Source organism: Aeromicrobium sp. A1-2, from assembly GCF_003443875.1.
Taxonomy (GTDB): domain Bacteria; phylum Actinomycetota; class Actinomycetes; order Propionibacteriales; family Nocardioidaceae; genus Aeromicrobium.
The window spans coordinates 1,507,479-1,524,134 of sequence record NZ_CP027482.1 but is presented as its reverse complement, the minus strand read 5'-3'; the positions used below and the strand labels follow the sequence as shown (position 1 = coordinate 1,524,134).

15 protein-coding genes are annotated in these 16,656 nt (G+C 66.9%); 9 read left to right on the top strand and 6 right to left on the bottom strand.

Annotated features, from left to right (window positions below):
* Positions 1-181: 181 nt before the first annotated feature.
* The 7 genes from C6I20_RS07460 (at position 182) to C6I20_RS07430 (ending at position 9,053) form a co-directional block, all read left to right on the top strand.
* The gene (locus C6I20_RS07460; protein ID WP_118395382.1) at positions 182-1,366 is read left to right on the top strand and encodes a NarK/NasA family nitrate transporter; all 1,185 of its coding nucleotides are present in this window, start codon (positions 182-184) and stop codon (positions 1,364-1,366) included.
* Positions 1,363-5,121, top strand: coding sequence for a nitrate reductase subunit alpha (locus C6I20_RS07455; RefSeq protein WP_118395381.1), 3,759 nt, complete (start codon positions 1,363-1,365; stop codon positions 5,119-5,121). Before C6I20_RS07460 ends, C6I20_RS07455 begins: the two co-directional genes overlap by 4 nt.
* Complete coding sequence (gene narH, locus C6I20_RS07450) at positions 5,121-6,770, top strand: nitrate reductase subunit beta (protein ID WP_118395380.1); 1,650 nt, start codon at positions 5,121-5,123, stop codon at positions 6,768-6,770. Before C6I20_RS07455 ends, narH begins: the two co-directional genes overlap by 1 nt.
* Complete coding sequence (narJ, locus tag C6I20_RS07445) at positions 6,767-7,477, top strand: nitrate reductase molybdenum cofactor assembly chaperone (protein WP_118395379.1); 711 nt, start codon at positions 6,767-6,769, stop codon at positions 7,475-7,477. The genes narH and narJ overlap by 4 nt, the downstream gene beginning before the upstream one ends.
* The gene (narI, locus tag C6I20_RS07440; protein ID WP_118395378.1) at positions 7,474-8,199 is read left to right on the top strand and encodes a respiratory nitrate reductase subunit gamma; all 726 of its coding nucleotides are present in this window, start codon (positions 7,474-7,476) and stop codon (positions 8,197-8,199) included. The genes narJ and narI overlap by 4 nt, the downstream gene beginning before the upstream one ends.
* Positions 8,200-8,358: 159 nt before the next feature.
* Positions 8,359-8,796, top strand: coding sequence for a DUF309 domain-containing protein (locus tag C6I20_RS07435; protein WP_118395377.1), 438 nt, complete (start codon positions 8,359-8,361; stop codon positions 8,794-8,796).
* Between the two features lie 44 nt (positions 8,797-8,840).
* The gene (locus C6I20_RS07430; RefSeq protein WP_118395376.1) at positions 8,841-9,053 is read left to right on the top strand and encodes a PLD nuclease N-terminal domain-containing protein; all 213 of its coding nucleotides are present in this window, start codon (positions 8,841-8,843) and stop codon (positions 9,051-9,053) included.
* Positions 9,054-9,201: 148 nt separating this feature from the next.
* Here the strand turns inward: C6I20_RS07430 and C6I20_RS07425 are convergent, their stop codons facing one another.
* The 3 genes from C6I20_RS07425 to C6I20_RS07420 form a co-directional block, all read right to left on the bottom strand.
* A complete protein-coding gene (locus C6I20_RS07425) occupies positions 9,202-9,666 on the bottom strand; it encodes a cupin domain-containing protein (RefSeq protein WP_118395375.1) in 465 nt (154 codons plus the stop codon).
* Between the two features lie 86 nt (positions 9,667-9,752).
* Positions 9,753-9,926 carry a hypothetical protein gene (locus C6I20_RS17055; RefSeq protein WP_162891187.1) on the bottom strand — a complete coding sequence of 58 codons (174 nt, stop codon included), beginning with the start codon at positions 9,924-9,926 and terminating at the stop codon, positions 9,753-9,755.
* A 93-nt stretch (positions 9,927-10,019) separates the two neighbouring features.
* Complete coding sequence (locus C6I20_RS07420) at positions 10,020-12,164, bottom strand: MMPL family transporter (protein ID WP_162891186.1); 2,145 nt, start codon at positions 12,162-12,164, stop codon at positions 10,020-10,022.
* A gap of 109 nt (positions 12,165-12,273) precedes the next feature.
* Here C6I20_RS07420 and C6I20_RS07415 point away from each other — a divergent pair, with 109 nt between their 5' ends.
* Positions 12,274-12,879 carry a TetR/AcrR family transcriptional regulator gene (locus C6I20_RS07415; RefSeq protein ID WP_162891185.1) on the top strand — a complete coding sequence of 202 codons (606 nt, stop codon included), beginning with the start codon at positions 12,274-12,276 and terminating at the stop codon, positions 12,877-12,879.
* Positions 12,880-13,394: 515 nt separating this feature from the next.
* A complete protein-coding gene (locus C6I20_RS07410; RefSeq protein ID WP_118395372.1) occupies positions 13,395-14,450 on the top strand; it encodes a tocopherol cyclase family protein in 1,056 nt (351 codons plus the stop codon).
* A gap of 140 nt (positions 14,451-14,590) precedes the next feature.
* Here the strand turns inward: C6I20_RS07410 and C6I20_RS07405 are convergent, their stop codons facing one another.
* The 3 genes from C6I20_RS07405 to C6I20_RS07395 form a co-directional block, all read right to left on the bottom strand.
* Positions 14,591-15,400, bottom strand: a complete 810-nt coding sequence (locus C6I20_RS07405; protein ID WP_254052286.1) for a ceramidase domain-containing protein — start codon at positions 15,398-15,400, stop codon at positions 14,591-14,593.
* 55 nt (positions 15,401-15,455) lie between these two features.
* A complete protein-coding gene (locus C6I20_RS07400; RefSeq protein WP_118395371.1) occupies positions 15,456-15,692 on the bottom strand; it encodes a hypothetical protein in 237 nt (78 codons plus the stop codon).
* A gap of 87 nt (positions 15,693-15,779) precedes the next feature.
* Entirely contained in the window at positions 15,780-16,616 is an 837-nt protein-coding gene (locus tag C6I20_RS07395; RefSeq protein WP_118395370.1) for a sigma-70 family RNA polymerase sigma factor, read from the bottom strand.
* Positions 16,617-16,656: the final 40 nt, after the last annotated feature.

Sequence of the window (16,656 nt, the reverse complement as noted above, 5' to 3'; positions counted from 1 at the left end):
CGTCGCAGGTCTGACGGACTGACCGGTGGCACGGGGGTCGTCTTTGACCCTTGGTTGTGCCATGGTGCCAACCAGGGGTTGCCACCTCACCGGCAGCGCCAGTCGTGATGAGTCGAGGCGGTCCGCCATGGGCAGAGCAGCAGTTTCTGACGGGGTAGCACCGGACAGGTCCCCATGGCTGATGCTTGTCCTCGCCACGGTCGGGTTCGCGGTCAACTTCTGGGCGTGGGCGCTGCTCAGCCCGCTGGGCCCCGTGTTCGGTGACAGCGGCACCCTGGGCGACCTCAGTGAGTCACAGATCTCCCTGTTGGTGGCCGTGCCGGTGATCGTCGGATCGCTCGGACGGATCCCGGTCGGAGCTCTGACCGACAAGTACGGCGGTCGCGAAATGTTCGTGATCGTCTCGATCGCGACGATCGTGCCGGTGCTGTTCATCGGTTTCTACGGGCAAACCAACTACGCGGCGCTGCTGTTCGGGGGATTCTTCCTCGGCATCTCGGGGACCTCCTTCGCGGTCGGCGTGCCGTTCGTCAACGCCTGGTTTCCCCCGGAACGGCGAGGGCTGGCCGTGGGGATTTTCGGGGCAGGTATGGGCGGCACCGCGATCAGTGCTCTCACGACGGTCCGGCTCTACTCGAACGTCGGCGACAAGGCGCCGTTCCTGTTCGCGGCAGTGGCCCTGGCGATCTTCGCCGGTGTGGCGTGGTTGCTGCTCGAGGACGCGCCGGGTCGACAGGCGCCGACCTCGTCCTTGGGCTCGCGACTGAAGGCGAATGCGCGCCTGCCGATCACCTGGCAGGCCAGCATCCTGTACGCGGTTGCGTTCGGTGGCTACGTGGCGTTCTCGGTCTACCTGCCCGCCTATCTCAAGACGGCCTATGACCTCACCCCCGCCGACGCGGCCAACCGGATGGCCGGATTCGTGGTGCTCGCGGTCATCATGCGGCCGGTCGGGGGCTGGCTTGCGGACCGGATGGGTCCGATCCCGGTGCTGGCTGTCGGCTACTCCGTCGTCGTGGTTGGCGCTGCGATCGCGTCCACGACACCAGTCCTCGAACCGGTCGGAGCGATCGCCTTCCTGGTCATGGCAATGGCCCTGGGCTCTGGCACGGGCGCGACCTTCGCGTTGATCGCCAGGGTGACCAATCCGACCCGGGTCGGTGGCGTGACCGGTCTGGTCGGAGCCGCCGGCGGCCTGGGCGGATTCGTCCCACCGTTGGTCATGGGCTACATCTACGGCCGCACTGATTCGTACGCCATCGGGTTGGGGCTGCTCGCGGTGACCGCGGCCCTGACGCTGCTGCTGACCCTGACCACGGTGCGCGGGACCGCGCGTCGACACGACGAGGAGATGGCCGGCGCATGACGACTGCCCAGGATCGCCCCGGCACCGGCAACAGCTCAGGCCGCTCCGGTCCGCCGGGTCTGGATGGCCCGCTGAGCGATGCGCTGGTGCGCAGCCGCCGGTTCTTCACCCGTGGAACGGTCTCGGACGACCTCCGGACGCTGTCGAAGGTGGGCGGCCGCCAGGCGGACGACTTCTACCGCGACCGGTGGAGCCATGACAAGGTCGTGCGTTCCACTCATGGGGTCAACTGCACGGGTTCCTGCTCGTGGAAGGTCTACGTCAAGGACGGGATCATCACCTGGGAGACCCAGCAGACCGACTATCCCTCGGTCGGGCCGGACTCCCCGGAGTACGAGCCTCGCGGCTGCCCGCGGGGCGCGGCGTTCTCCTGGTACACCTACTCACCGACCCGCGTCCGCTATCCATACGTGCGCGGTGTCCTGCTGCAGATGTTCCGGGAGGCCAAGTCCCAGCACGACGGCGATCCGGTGCGCGCGTGGGAGCACATCGTGGAGAACCCGCAACGCGCAAAGGCCTACAAGTCCGCCCGCGGCAAGGGTGGCCTGGTGCGCGCGACGTGGGAGGAGGCCAGCGAGATCGTCGCGGCGGCGCACGTCCACACGATCAAGCAGTACGGGCCCGACCGGGTCGCCGGCTTCTCGCCGATCCCGGCGATGTCGATGGTCTCGCACGCTTCGGGCGCACGGTTCATGAACCTGATCGGTGGCTCGATGCTGAGCTTCTACGACTGGTACGCCGACCTGCCCGTCGCCTCTCCGCAGGTCTTCGGCGACCAGACCGATGTGCCGGAGTCGGGGGACTGGTGGAATGCGGGTTACCTGATCATGTGGGGTTCCAACCTGCCGGTCACTCGCACGCCTGATGCGCACTGGATGACCGAGGCGCGCTACCGCGGCCAGAAGGTCGTCGCGGTCGCCCCCGACTACGCCGACAATGTGAAGTTCGCCGATGAGTGGCTGCCCGCCAGGCCGGGCACCGACGCGGCGCTGGCGATGTCGATGGGGCACGTCGTGCTCAAGGAGTTCTTCGTCGACCGGCAGACTCCGTACTTCACCGAGTACGTCAAGACCTACACCGACCTGCCCTACCTGGTGAAGCTCGACGACATCGGCGACGGTGCCTTCACCGCGGGCAAGTTCCTGACCGCCTCGGACCTGGCCTCGACCAACCCGGCAGAGGAGAACGCGGCCTTCAAGACCGTCCTGATCGATGCGCGTACCGGGAAGCCGGTCGTGCCGAACGGCTCGCTGGGTCACCGCTATGGCGAGACCGGTGTGGGCAAGTGGAACCTCGAGCTCGGTGACGTCGATCCCCAGCTGTCGCTGCTGGACGGCGCGCAGGACTCCGTGCTGGTGCGGATGCCGCGTTTCGACACCCCCGACGGCGCCGCCGCCGACCTCCCGCGCGGTGTACCGGTCCGCCGGGTCGACGGACACCTGGTGACCACGGTCTTCGACCTGCTGCTCGCCCAGTACGGCGTCGCGCGTGACGGGTTGCCGGGGGAGTGGGCCAGCGGCTACGACGACGCCGAGTCGCCCTACACGCCCGCGTGGCAGGAAGTCATCACCGGAGTCCCCGCCGCGACGGCAGCCCGGATCGGTCGGGAGTTCGCCGCCAACGCGGAGGAGTCGCGCGGCCGCTCGATGATCGTGATGGGCGCCGGCACCAACCACTGGTTCCACTCGGACACGATCTATCGCGCGTTCCTGACCCTGACCAACCTCACCGGCTGCCAGGGGGTCAACGGCGGCGGATGGGCGCACTACGTCGGGCAGGAGAAGGTGCGCCCGCTCACGGGCTACAACCAGGTGGCCAACGCGCTGGACTGGAACCGCCCGCCGCGCAACATGATCCAGACCGCCTACTGGTACCTGCACAGCAACCAGTTCCGCTACGACCAGTTCGGCGCCGACACGCTCTCGGCCACCACCGGCTCCGGTCAGCTGGCAGGCAAGTCCACCGCCGACGTGATCGCGCAGAGTGCCCGGATGGGCTGGATGCCGTCCTATCCCACATTCGACCGCAACCCGCTGGATCTGAGCGACGACGCGGCGGCCGCCGGCAAGCCCGTGGGGGAGTACGTCGTCGACCAGCTCAAGTCCGGTGGGCTCGAGTTCGCGGGTGAGGATCCCGATGCGCCACAAAACTACCCCCGGATCCTGTCCATCTGGCGGGCCAACCTGCTCGGCTCGTCCGGCAAGGGCAACGAGTACTTCCTCAAGCACCTGCTCGGCACTGACTCGTCGGTGCGGGCGACCGAGACGCCCCAGGACCAGCGCCCGGTCGACGTCAAGTGGCGAGACAAGGCGCCCGAGGGCAAGCTCGACCTGTTGATGACGATCGACTTCCGACAGACCAGCACCACGATCTTCTCCGACGTCGTCCTCCCGGCCGCGACCTGGTACGAGAAGCACGACCTCAACACGACCGACATGCATCCGTTCGTGCACTCCTTCAATCCCGCGATCGCGCCCCCGTGGCAGACCCGCACCGACTGGGACGCGTGGCAGACCATCGCGGAGAAGTTCAGCGAGCTGGCGGCCACACACCTAGGAGTGCGCAAGGACGTCGTGGCTGTGCCCCTCACCCACGACACCCCTGACGCGATGGCCACCCCGCACGGCGTCGTCCGGGACTGGAAGAAGGGCGAGTGCGAGCCGATCCCCGGAGTCACGATGCCCAAGCTGGTCGAGGTCGAGCGGGACTACGGTGCCGTGGCGCAGAAGATGAACGCCCTCGGGCCACTGCTGGACACCCTCGGCGCGACGACCAAGGGCGTGACCTTCGAGCTCGGCAAGCAGGTCGAGTACCTGCGGCACAAGAACGGTGCCGTCCGCGGTGGGGTGGCCGACGGCCGGCCGTCGCTCAAGAGGGACGTCAACGTGTGCGAGGCGATCCTCGCCCTGTCCGGCACGACGAACGGCCAGCTGGCGACCCAGGGCTTCAAGACCCTCGAGACGCGCACGGGCGTGAAGCTGGCCGACCTGGCCGAGGAGCACCAGGGCAAGCAGATCACCTTCGCCGACACCCAGGGCCCGCCCGTTCCGGTGATCACCTCACCGGAGTGGTCGGGGTCCGAAACCGGCGGTCGCCGTTACTCGCCGTTCACGATCAACGTCGAGCGCAAGAAGCCCTGGCACACGCTGACCGGCCGCATGCACTTCTACCTCGACCACGACTGGATGACCGAGCTCGGCGAGGGTCTGCCGGTCTACCGGCCGCCGCTGAACATGGCGGCGCTGTTCGCCGAGCCCGAGCTCGGCAGCGTCTCGGACGGCTCGGGCGGACAGGTCGAGGGACTGGCGGTGCGCTACCTGACCCCCCACAACAAGTGGTCGATCCACTCCGAGTACCAGGACAACCTGTTCATGCTGTCGCTGTCCCGTGGTGGGCAGAACATCTGGGTGAGCGACCGAGACGCCGTCAAGGTCGGCATCAAGGACAACGACTGGATCGAGGCGGTCAACCGCAACGGTGTCGTGGTGGCGCGGGCCATCGTCTCGCACCGCATGCCCGAGGGAACGGTGTACATGTACCACGCACAGGACCGGCTGATCGACGTACCGCTGGCCGAGACGTCGGGCAAGCGTGGCGGCATCCACAACTCGCTGACCCGACTGCTGGTGAAGCCATCGCACCTGATCGGCGGCTACGCCCAGCTGACGTTCGCATTCAACTACCTCGGTCCCACGGGCAATCAGCGTGACGAGGTCACCATCATTCGCAAACGTTCCCAGGAGGTGACGTACTGATGAAGGTCATGGCGCAGATGGCGATGGTGATGAACCTCGACAAGTGCATCGGCTGCCACACCTGCTCGGTGACCTGCAAGCAGGCGTGGACCAACCGGACGGGGACGGAGTACATCTGGTTCAACAACGTCGAGACCCGGCCCGGGCTCGGCTACCCGCGCACCTACGAGGACCAGGACACGTGGAAGGGCGGCTGGGAGCTCAACAAGCGGGCCCGGCTCAAGCTCAAGGCGGGTGGTCGGTTCAAGAACCTGATGACGATCTTCTCCAACCCCAAGCTGCCCTCGATCGGCGAGTACTACGAGCCGTGGACCTACGACTACTCCACGTTGACCGATGCGCCTGCCCAGGAGCACACCCCGGTCGCCCGGCCCAAGTCGCTGATCAGCGGCAAGGACATGAAGATCGAGTGGTCGGCCAACTGGGACGACGACCTCGGTGGCTCCACCGAGACCGCGCACCGCGACCCGATGCTGGCGAAGATCGCCGACAAGGTGAAGTTCGAGTTCGAGCAGACCTTCATGTTCTACCTCCCACGCATCTGCGAGCACTGCCTCAACCCGTCGTGCGCGGCCTCGTGCCCCAGCGGCGCGATCTACAAGCGCGAAGAGGACGGCATCGTGCTGGTCGACCAGGAAGCGTGCCGTGGTTGGCGCAAATGTGTCTCGGGTTGCCCCTACAAGAAGATCTACTTCAACCACCGCACGGGCAAGGCCGAGAAGTGCACGTTCTGCTTCCCGCGCATCGAGGTCGGCCTGCCGACCGTGTGCGCCGAGACCTGCGTGGGCCGCCTGCGCTACATCGGTCTGATGCTGTACGACGCCGACAAGGTGCTCGAGGCCGCCTCCACCGAGGACGAGCACGGGCTCTACGAGGCCCAGCGCGACGTGTTCCTCGACCCCTTCGACCCCGAGGTCATGCGCGAGGCAGAAGCGGCAGGCATCTCCCGGGACTGGATCGACGCCGCCCAGCGGTCCCCGATCTACGCGCTCATCAACACGTTCAAGGTCGCGCTGCCGTTGCATCCGGAGTACCGCACGATGCCCATGGTCTGGTACATCCCCCCGTTGTCGCCGGTGGTAGACGTCGTCCAGGAGACGGGTGAGGACGCCGAGGACAAGGGCAACCTGTTCGCCGCCATCGACGCCCTGCGGATCCCGGTCGAGTATCTCGCCGAGCTGTTCACGGCCGGGGAGGTCGAGCCGGTCGACGCCGTCCTCAAGAAGTTGGCCGCGATGCGCTGCTACATGCGCGACATCAACATGGGCCGCGATCCCGACGCCTCGATCCCGGCCGCGGTCGGGATGACCGAGGAGGAGATGTACGACATGTATCGCCTCCTGGCGATCGCGAAGTACGACGAGCGCTACGTCATCCCCCCCGCCCACCTCGAGCAGGCGCACTCCCTGGAGGAGCTGTCCACCGAGTGCTCGGTCTCGGAGTACGGCGGCGGCCAGCAGGACGTCTTCGGCGAGGGCTCCGGCACGCCGACCCCGATCGCGGTCGAGAACTTCCAGATGCTGCAGGAGCGGCAGACCTCCGACTCGCTGGCAGGGCCGGACCACAAGAGTGGTCGGGTCAACCTGCTCAACTGGGACGGCAAAGTGGCTCCGCCCGGGATGTTCCCACCGAAGGGCCCGGACTCGTGAGCGGCCGTCGAGCCAGGACTGCGTTGTCACCTGGACAGCTGAGCGCCGTGTGGCAGTCGGTCTCGCTGCTCCTGGACTATCCCGACGAGCGGGTGCTCGGGCACGCCGATCTGGTCAGGTCAGCCTCCTGTGAGCTACCCGCCGCGATCGGTGATTCGATCCGAGACTTCCTGGTGCACCTGGAGTCGACGCCGCTGCCGGACCTGCAGGCCGACTACGTCGAGACGTTCGACAACCGCAGGCGCTGCAACCTGTTCCTGACCTATTTCGCCCACGGCGACACCCGCAAGGGGGGGATGGCGCTGCTGCGCTTCAAGCAGACCTACCTGCAGGCCGGTTTCGAGCTCGATGACGCGGAGCTGCCCGACCACCTGTGCGTCGTGCTCGAGTTCGCGGCCACGATCGACCGCGATCGCGGCCGGGAGCTGATGCTGGACCACCGGGCCGGTCTGGAACTGCTGCGCCTGTCGTTGCGGGACATGAAGTCACCCTGGGCTGGCCTGATCGATGCGATCACGGCCACCCTGCCGCCACTGCGCGGCGACGAGCGCGATGCGGTACGCCGGCTGGCCGCCGAAGGCCCGCCCGAGGAGGAGGTCGGGCTCGCGCCCTTCGCCAACCCCCAGTTCAGCCCCGGCGCAGCCTCCGGTGCCGCGCCCGAGGCGACCCTGCTGCCCATGCCGTCGTTCCCGGGGGCCCGCACATGAGTGAGTTCCTCTTCGTCGTCTTTCCGTACATCTGCCTGACCAGCTTTGTCGTCGGGCACGCGTGGCGCTACCGCTACGACAAGTTCGGCTGGACCACGCGCTCGTCCCAGCTCTACGAGAACCGGCTGCTGCGCATCGGCAGCCCGATGTTCCACTTCGGGATGCTCGGCGTCGTGGGTGGCCACATCATCGGACTTCTGGTGCCGCAGTCGTGGACCGACGCGGTCGGGATCAGCGAGCACATGTATCACGTGGTGGCCGTCACGGGTGGTCTGCTTGCAGGCATCGTGGCCCTGGTCGGCATGGTGATCCTGATCTACCGTCGTCGCACCGTCGGACCGGTCTTCTCCGCGACCACGGTCATGGACAAGGTCATGTATGCGTTTCTCGCCGCGGCGATCGGCCTGGGCATGTGGAACACCATTGCCGGCTCGATCATGACGATCGGGGGCGAGTACAACTACCGCGAGGGGGTCTCGGTCTGGTATCGCTCGTTCCTGGCCTTCCAGCCTGACGCCAACCTGATGGCCGCCGCCCCGCTCGGCTTCCAGCTGCACGCGCTGGTCGCCTTCGGGCTCTTTGCGGTATGGCCGTTCACCCGGCTCGTGCACGTCTTCAGTGCGCCCGTGGGCTACGTGACCCGGCCCTACATCGTCTACCGCAGCCGCGATGACCAGCTGGGTAGCCACCGGCCGCGACGCGGCTGGGACCGTGTCTCGTAGCGATCTCGGTCAGTCGTCTGCGAGGACATCCTCGGCGGGTGGACGCCCTGTTCGCCGCGGTTCTCGGAATCACGGCCGTTGCCCTTGCGGAGCGAGCCGCGCCTATCCTCGATACATGGTGAAGCGACGTGTCCAGATCCCTGTGGATCGGAGCCCACGGTGACCGGGGACCACAGTCGAGACCGCGACCAAGCCGGTCGGCCACGTCAGGCACGCCCTCGCGATGCTCTCGGTCGCCCCCTGCCGTATGGCGCTGCCGGGGTCGAGCCGGTTCCCGAGGAGGCCCTGCCGGCCGTGGAGACGGTTGCCTTCGCCCAGGAGCTGGTGCAGGAAGGTCGGCCGTTCGCCGCGCACGAAGTTCTGGAGGCGCGTTGGAAGGCTGGTCCGGTTGAAGAACGTGGCCTGTGGCAAGGACTCGCGCAGGTCTGTGTCGGTCTGACCCATGCAGCCCGCGGCAACCGCACCGGAGCCGCCCGGCTTCTCGAGCGGGGTGCGGCCCGGGTCGAGGAGTACGAGTCGGGCCACGGTCCGGCGTACGGGCTCGACCTGGCTGCGGTGGTTGCGTGTGCGCGCGAGCACGCAGCCGCAGAGCGCTGAGGCACCCGAGCACGGCTGGAGTGACCAACCGGTAGCGTTGCGTCATGGCGAAGAAGAAGTGGTCCGACCTCACGACCGGTCAGCAGCGAGCGATTTGCGTCGTGGGTGCGGTGGAGGCAGTCCTCGCCACCGTGGCGTTGCGGGATCTAGCCCGTCGTCCTGCGGACAGGGTCCGTGGTCCGAAGGTCGCGTGGGCGCTCGCGCTCTTCGTGCAGCCCGTCGGTCCGCTGGCGTACTTCGCCAGGGGGCGTCGGTAGGGCCGAGGATCTGGAGGAATGGCGCGCCTGTCGACGGGCCGGCACAGCACCCACGTCCGCTGAGCCAGTCACTCATGGGCGGCGACGAGGCTGAACCTGGTGGACGGCCGCACGCGTGGCGGCAGGCGTCCGGGTTGAACGAGTCTGATCAGGCGTGCTGGTCCGCGACGCGGTCCGGCTGTACGGACCAGTCGGCGGGTTCGTCGTCGGTGTCGCTGTCGGCGATTGCCTTGGTCTCCTGGACCTTGCCCGGCTGGTGGTGCTGCGGTGCGTAGACGGTGTAGACCTGCATCGGCTCGTCGCCGATGTTGGTGACGTTGTGCCAGCTGCCGGCCGGAACGATGACGCACCAACCGTCGGTCACCTCCTGGTCGAAGGTCAGCTCGTCCTTGCCGGGTCCCATCTGGGCTCGACCGCGGCCACGGTCGAGCCGAATGAACTGGTCGGTCTGGGCGTGCTTCTCCAGTCCGATGTCACCGTTGACCGGAATCGACATGAGGGTGACCTGCAGGTAGCTTCCGCTCCAGGCCACCGTGCGGTAGCTCGGGTTCTCGATCGTCTCGGTCTCGAGGTCGAACGCTTGCGGACGGGGGCCGATGTCTTCGATGCTCATGGTCAGACCCTAGCCTCGCCAGGGTCAGGTCCGGATGCTCCCATGACGCAAGGATCCGGTCGTGAGACTCAACGACCCAACGCCGCTCAGCGTGGACGGCGGAATGTGACTTGGTCCTTGGAGTTCCAGTCCCACACGCTTCCAACCCTCAGCCCGACCGGCTCCCACCCCTCGCCGGCCATCTGATTGAGCAGGGTCTCGCGGACTGGTGCCTTGGGTGCGCACTCGCGAACGGCGTACTCGAACTGGCCGGTGGCCATGTCATCTCCCGATGGTTGACGGATCGTGCAAGCAAGCTAGCAGGACGCACGATTGCAGACTGCGAGGCGGATCGTGCGGCAGTGCCGCTCATGTCAGTGTCCGGCGGGGGATTCTTTGTCTGCCTGAGGCTCCAGACCAAACCGCGGCAGCAGCCGATCGAGCCAAGCCGGGAGATACCAGGCCCACCGACCGGCGATCGACATCGCTGCAGGCACCAACACCATTCGTACGATGGTGGCGTCGATCGCGATGGCGACTGCCAGGCCGAATCCGAACAGGTTGACGACCCGCTGGTCGTTGAGCAGGAAGCTGGCGAACACCACGACCATCACCGCGGCTGCGGCTGTGATCACTCGTGCAGTGGCGGCGACACCGTCGGCGACCGAGCGTCCGGGGTCGCCGGTACGGACGTACTCCTCGCGGACCCTGCTGAGAAGGAAGACTTCGTAGTCCATGGACAGTCCGAACAGGACGGCAAACAGCATCATTGGCGCGAAGGACTCGATCGGGCCCGGTTGTGCGCCGAACAGGTCGGCAAGCCAACCCCATTGAAAGACCGCGACCACGGCTCCGTAGGCGGCGCCAACCGAGAGCAGGTTCATGACGGCCGCCTTGATCGGCACGAAGATCGATCGGAACTCGACCAGCAGGAGCAAGGAGCTGAGCCCGACCACGAAGGCCATGAACCACAGGATGCGCGCTGCCAGGCGGTCCGCGAGGTCGATGGCCGTTGCGGTTGCGCCACCGACGTGGATGGTGGTGTTGGTGGTCTCCGGGACCACCGTGTCGCGGATGTGGTGAACCAGATCCTCGGTCTGCTTGTCGTCGGGGGAGGAGTCGGGGACGACGGTGAAGACGGCGGTGTCGCCGGACTTGTTGAACCGCGGCGCGGGCACCTGCGCTACCCCTTCTGTGGAGGCCAGCGTCTCGCGGAGGCCGCCTGCTGATGCAATGTTGGCGGCGGAACCGCCTTGGTACTCCGCGATCACCAGTAGCGGACCGGCCCAGCCAGCTCCGAATGAACTGGCAACGAGGTCGTAGGCCTTGCGCTCGGTGCTCCCCGTTGCCGCCGAGCCGTCATCAGCGGTACCCAGCTGCAGGTCGAGCAAGGGAGCAGCCAGGGTCAGGAGCAGCGCGCTCGAGGCCACGAAGTACGGCCAGGGGCGGCGCTGGACCTGCCGGGTCCATCGGTGCCAGCCATTGGGCGACTTCGGACCTTGCTCGGACCGGTTGCGGTGGATCGTGAACCGGTCGAGGTTGTCGCCGAATACTGCGAGAAGCGCCGGAAGTAGGGTCACCGCCGCCAGCAGTGTGGTGGCGACGGTGATGGCGCTGGCGAGCCCGAGCGTGGCGACGAAAGGGATGCCGATGAGGTAGAGAGACAGGATCGCGACGATCACTGTGCTGCCTGCCACCAGCACCGACCTCCCGGCGGTCGACAACGCGAGTGGGATCGATTCGCCGGCGGTGTGACCGCTGGCCAGTCCCTCGCGATGCCGAGTGACCACCAGGAGTGCGTAGTCGATGCCGACGCCAAGGCCGATCATCGCGGCCACGATTGGGCCCGAGGTGCCAATCGTGACCCATTCGGCCAACAGCTGGATCACTCCCAACCCGAGCGCGAGTGCCATCACCGCGGTGATCAACGGCACCGTCATCGCGAACACTGACCCGAAAGCGAGCAGTAGCACCAGCACGGCTGCAGCGAGCCCGATCACCTCGCTGCCTGAAGGTCCCGACTCGGCGTTCAGCGCGGCGCCGCCGTACTCAATCTCGACACCGGTGTCGCGGATCGACCCAAATGCCGACTTGACGGCCTCGATCTGCGCGGTCTGCAGGTCAGCGGCACGCTCGGTGAACCGGATGGTGGCCATAGCAGTAGTGCCGTCTTCGGAGACCATCTCCTGGGCGGGGCTGTACGGGGACTGGACCGAGGCCACGCCGTCCACCTTGCGTACATCGGCCAGCGCGTCCTCCACCTGGTCGCGCACGGACGGATCGGTGAGCCCCTCGGGGGTGTGGAGCACCACCTGCATCCCGTCGCCAGACATTTCGGGGAACTTCGTGGTCAGTGTCGCGTAGGCGGCTTGGGAGTCGGTGTTGTCCACCGACAGGTTGTTGCTGAACGAACCGCCGATGCTCTGACCGAGGACGCCGACGCTGATGACCAGCAAGAGCCAAGTCAGGATCACGAGCCACCGAAACCGGACCGATAGGGAGGCGAGCCTGCGCAACATCACTTCTCCTCGCATGTGGTGAGTTCGGCACCCAAAACGAGACATTCACGTCTCAGATACATTCAGCGTACTCGGTCTTGACCTGAACACAACCGGTAGCGTCGTGTTCATGAGTGAGTCCTTGGCGGCCAACCGCGTCGATGCCGTGCGCAACCGAGGCGCGATCCTCGACGCCGCCGTCGAGGTGCTTGCTGATACCCCGACGGCCTCGCTGGCCGAGATTGCCAAGCGGGCCGGCCTGGGCCGGGCCACCCTCTACCGTCACTTCGAGAACAGGGAGGCGCTGGGGGCCGCGATCCGGAGCGAGGCCCTCGATCGGGCCGCATCTGCCCTCGAGGCCGCGGCCGTCGAAGAAGGTCCAGCTCGCGAGGCGGTTCATCGAGTGGTCCTTGCCCTGCTGCCGCTGGGCATGCGGTTCAGGGTCATCCTGTACGGAGGTGTCGACGGGGACGCGGAGTTCGTGGCTGCGCGAGAACAAGTGCTCCAGCCGCTCATGGGGCTGATCGCCCGGGCGATTGGCAACGACGAACTAGACGCTCAGGTTGATCCCGTGTGGATCGCCGCAGCACTGCCCGCATTGTTGGTGGCAGCGGTCCGAGTGGCCTCATCGGGCTCCCTGGATGTCGAGCGCACCGCGGATCTGCTCTGTCGCACCCTGTTCGACGGTCTCGGCAGCGCGAAACGCGCGGCACCGGACCTCCAAGCTGACAGCTGAACGGAAGATCTCGCCCGATCCGATTGGTAGACGAGACGCCTGTGTCTAGGTCGCCCGACCGAGGGACACGATCGTCGCGGCGGGCGGCCGGCTGTGTCAGCGAGGGCGATGTCCGCCGACTCCCGAAGCGCTTTCATCATCAACACTGGACTGATCGAGCCCGCCGTCAGCCCGCTGGCACTTTGCCGGCAGCGGCTTCCACTTCGAAGACAAACTCACGTGGCTGACCACGTGGGACAGCGATTGGTTGTCGATGCCGGTGCGCACGGAACGCGCCTGCTACCCCGGTCGATCAAGTCGCTGCATCGCAGGCTCACTCGTGACCAGCCGCCGGTGTCGACTTCGGACCACCGGCTTCGCCCGGAGTAGATGTCCTCGTCGCGGCTGTGGTGAACCACCGACGAGAAGCCCGGATTGCGCGCGGGTTGCGTGCGTCGCAAACCGGGCGGCTGGCAGCCCCACCGGCGACTGCGACAGGGCGTGCGGCTCTCCGACCCAACTGCCATAGTGTCCGGATGACTTCCTTGGGGCGCAGGACCATTGCAGCCGTAGCTCAGGCGTACCGGGCCAGCGGCGCGGACCGACCATTCGGCGATCCGCTGCCCGCGCACGGGGTGGCGATGGAGGGCTATTTCTGGCGGTTCACCGACCCCGCGACCGGCCGCGTCGTGATTGCTCTCAACGGGGTGAATAGGGCCGACGACGGGATCTGGTCGACTCTCGGCCTCGCGGCACATCCCCACGGCTTCCTGCACACCTCGGTCAGCCCGACGGGGTCGGCTTCCACAGCCGGACTGGGGGCATCTGCCGGAGCAGCCTTTCACGGCACGGCGGATCGACTGCAGGTCGATCTCGCGCCGGATGCACGAGTCGACGTCGCCATCACGAATCCGGTTCCCTGGCCGCGCAGGAGCTTCGGCGGATCGAGCGTCTTCCAGGCGATTCCAGCGCTGAACCAGTACTGGCATCCGTGGCTCCTGGGTGGTTCGGCTCACGGACAAGCTGTCGTAGGGGCGGAAACCTGGGACCTGGATGGTTGGTCGGTCTATGCCGAGAAGAACTGGGGGAGGGGCGGCTTTCCCGAGTCGTGGTGGTGGGGGCAGGCCCAGGGCTTCGCGGAGCCGTCGGCGTGCGTCGCCTTCGCCGGCGGCGAGGTCACCGCCGGGCCGATACGCACCACCGTGACGGCCGTCGTCGTGCTCCTGCCCGACGGCAAGCTCATCCGCCTGGGCGACCCGCTGGTGTCACCGGTCCACGCCGAGGTCAGCGACGAGCGCTGGTCTCTGCGCGGCCGCAGCGCCCAGTGGAGTGTCGAGATCGAGGGATCAGGGAGCCTGGACACGGCCCATGTGCTTCCGGTGCCACTGCCGGCTGAGCGACGCAACGTGCCCGGTGCAATCGAGCATCTCGGTGCGAACATGCGGGTCACGGTGCGTCGCAGAGGTCGGGTCGTCTGGGAAGGCGAGTCGAGCCTGGCCGCTCTCGAGCACGGCGGCATCGCCCGCGCCCGGGCCGAGGTCGAGCGCCGGGGACACGGATCGGACGCGGTCGACGCTTCCCCGCTGCAGTAGCCACAGCCTTGGCGTCGGTCCGCGAGAGGCCGTTCGGACAACGATTACCGCGGGTCAAGCCTCCGTTCGGGGGCGGCGGAATGTCACCTGGTGCTTGGAGTTCCAGTCCCAGGGGTGCAAGCGCGGTCTGAGTCTGCCGACTACGGAAAGATCCCTTGGCGCGCGACGGCTCGTTCGCTCGCATACAAGCGGAACAGCAGGTACGCCGCGACGGCGTCCAGAAGGTGCCAGGCTGCGTGGCCCTGGACGAACGAGTCCGGGTCGCACCAGCTGTGCTGGGACAGGTTCCAGATCGCGAAGGCGACCAGCATGGATGCCAGCGCAGCGGCACCGTACCTCAGATCTGCACGCGCACGACCACCGCGCCACATCGTTGTCTCCACGACAACAGCGACCACGAGCAGGAGGCCGAACGTGGCGTTGCCGGCGGAGTGCACCACCGGGATCTCCCGGTCCCAGAGACCGATCAGCTCGCACGCGGCAACGAGCAGCAGGAACGCCAGCCAGAAGAACGTCGAATCTCGACTCCGCCAGCGGGTCACGGCGTATGCCGCGGCGAAGCTCGCGACCAAGTACATCGAGGTCATGTCGAGCAGACCCCCCAGTGACGACTGGGTTGCGTGCATCGCAGCACTCGCCGGACCGAGGAGCACCACGAGGCACGCGTAGCCGGTCGCGAGCCCGGGGAACCGCGGCAGTGTGTCGCCCAGGCACTGGGGGAGACGAGTCCGCCACGCGACTGCCAGACCAGCGACGACGAACCCCAGGTTGGAGAGCGCGTTGGCTGGCTGCTTGACCCAGCCGCCGCGAGCGGCCTCGCAGAAGTTTGCCCCGCGACCGACATCGGCGCCGAGCCAGCCGAAGCGCACGGCCAGGACGAGCAGGCCGATCGACACCATCGCTGTCGTGAGAGTCGCGACCACAGGACCGGGATATCGGGCAACGGGCACATCCTGAACCTAGCGGAGCTCGGCGGTCGAGTTCCGAGCCATCACCAGGCGATCGTCAGTCGTCGGGAAGATCGCTGAAGGCCTTCTTGGTGTCGCGGTACCAGTCCATGGACTTCTTTGGATGCCGCCACCGTCCCTTCATGTTGTCGCGGGCGGCTTGGTGCACGCTGTCCCCAGCAGCCACCACATCCTTCAGATGGCGGTCTTGGGCCTTGATGACGTCATCGGCGCTTTCTCCGTGGTGATCCAGATCGCAGGGTCCTCCGAGTTGGCGGCAGCTCATGGTCTTCATGTTCGGCATCCTTACTTCTGAGCGAGCATTGCAGGGTGTTCGTTTGTCTGACGAACGGCATGCCACAAACGTGACCGGCGCTGAAAGCTAGTTGCGCTTCTCGCCACCGGTACGCCGCTCCACCCTTGCGAGCGCCTCGGGTTCAGCGCGAAACGTGATGTGGTGCACGAGGCCGTCGATGACGGTGAAGTCGAACAGAACCATGGCCTTGCCCCGGTGAAACCATGCGGAGGCAGGGCGCTCGTCGACGAAGACGGGGAGCGTGGCCTGCGCTGAGCCGTCGAAGAAGGTTGCGACATCGTGTCGTCCATCGATCCGTTGCGGAGTGCCAGCGAGGATCGCGGCAGCGTCGGCGGTGACGGCGGTATCCGGAGCGAGAAGCCGCATGAGCCGGTTGAACTGGCCGCCCCTGGCCGCTGCCATGAACGCGTCGACGACCTCCCAGTCGGCAAGCTGGTCGTCGGGGCCGGGTTGGCCGACCTTCGCGCGAGCGCGTGACGCGAGCTTGCGCGCGGCCACCGGGGTGGTGCCAAGGACTGCGGCGATCGTGGAGAACTGGAAGCCGAAGCTGTCATGCAGCACGAACGAGACTCGTTCTTGGGGCGAGAGCCGGTCCAGGACTGCCTGAAGCGCAACCCCGACAGTGTCGGCGAGCACGACGTCGTCCGCCGGATCTGGTGCGGCGTCCACCGGCACGATCTCGGCGTGCGGGACCGGTGTCCGCGCTCGGAGCCGGTCGAGGCACAGACGGGTCGTAACTGTGGTGAGCCATGCGGGCACGCTCTCGATGACCGCATCGCAGCGATACAGACGGAGCCATGCCTGTTGAACGATGTCTTCTGCCTCGGCGCGATCATTCAGCACTCGGTTGGCGATACCCAGGAGCCGAGGTCTCTCAGCCTCGAAGATCTGCGTCGCGTCCATGGATTGACCCTTCCACAATTGGCCGTTTCCCATCTGACGC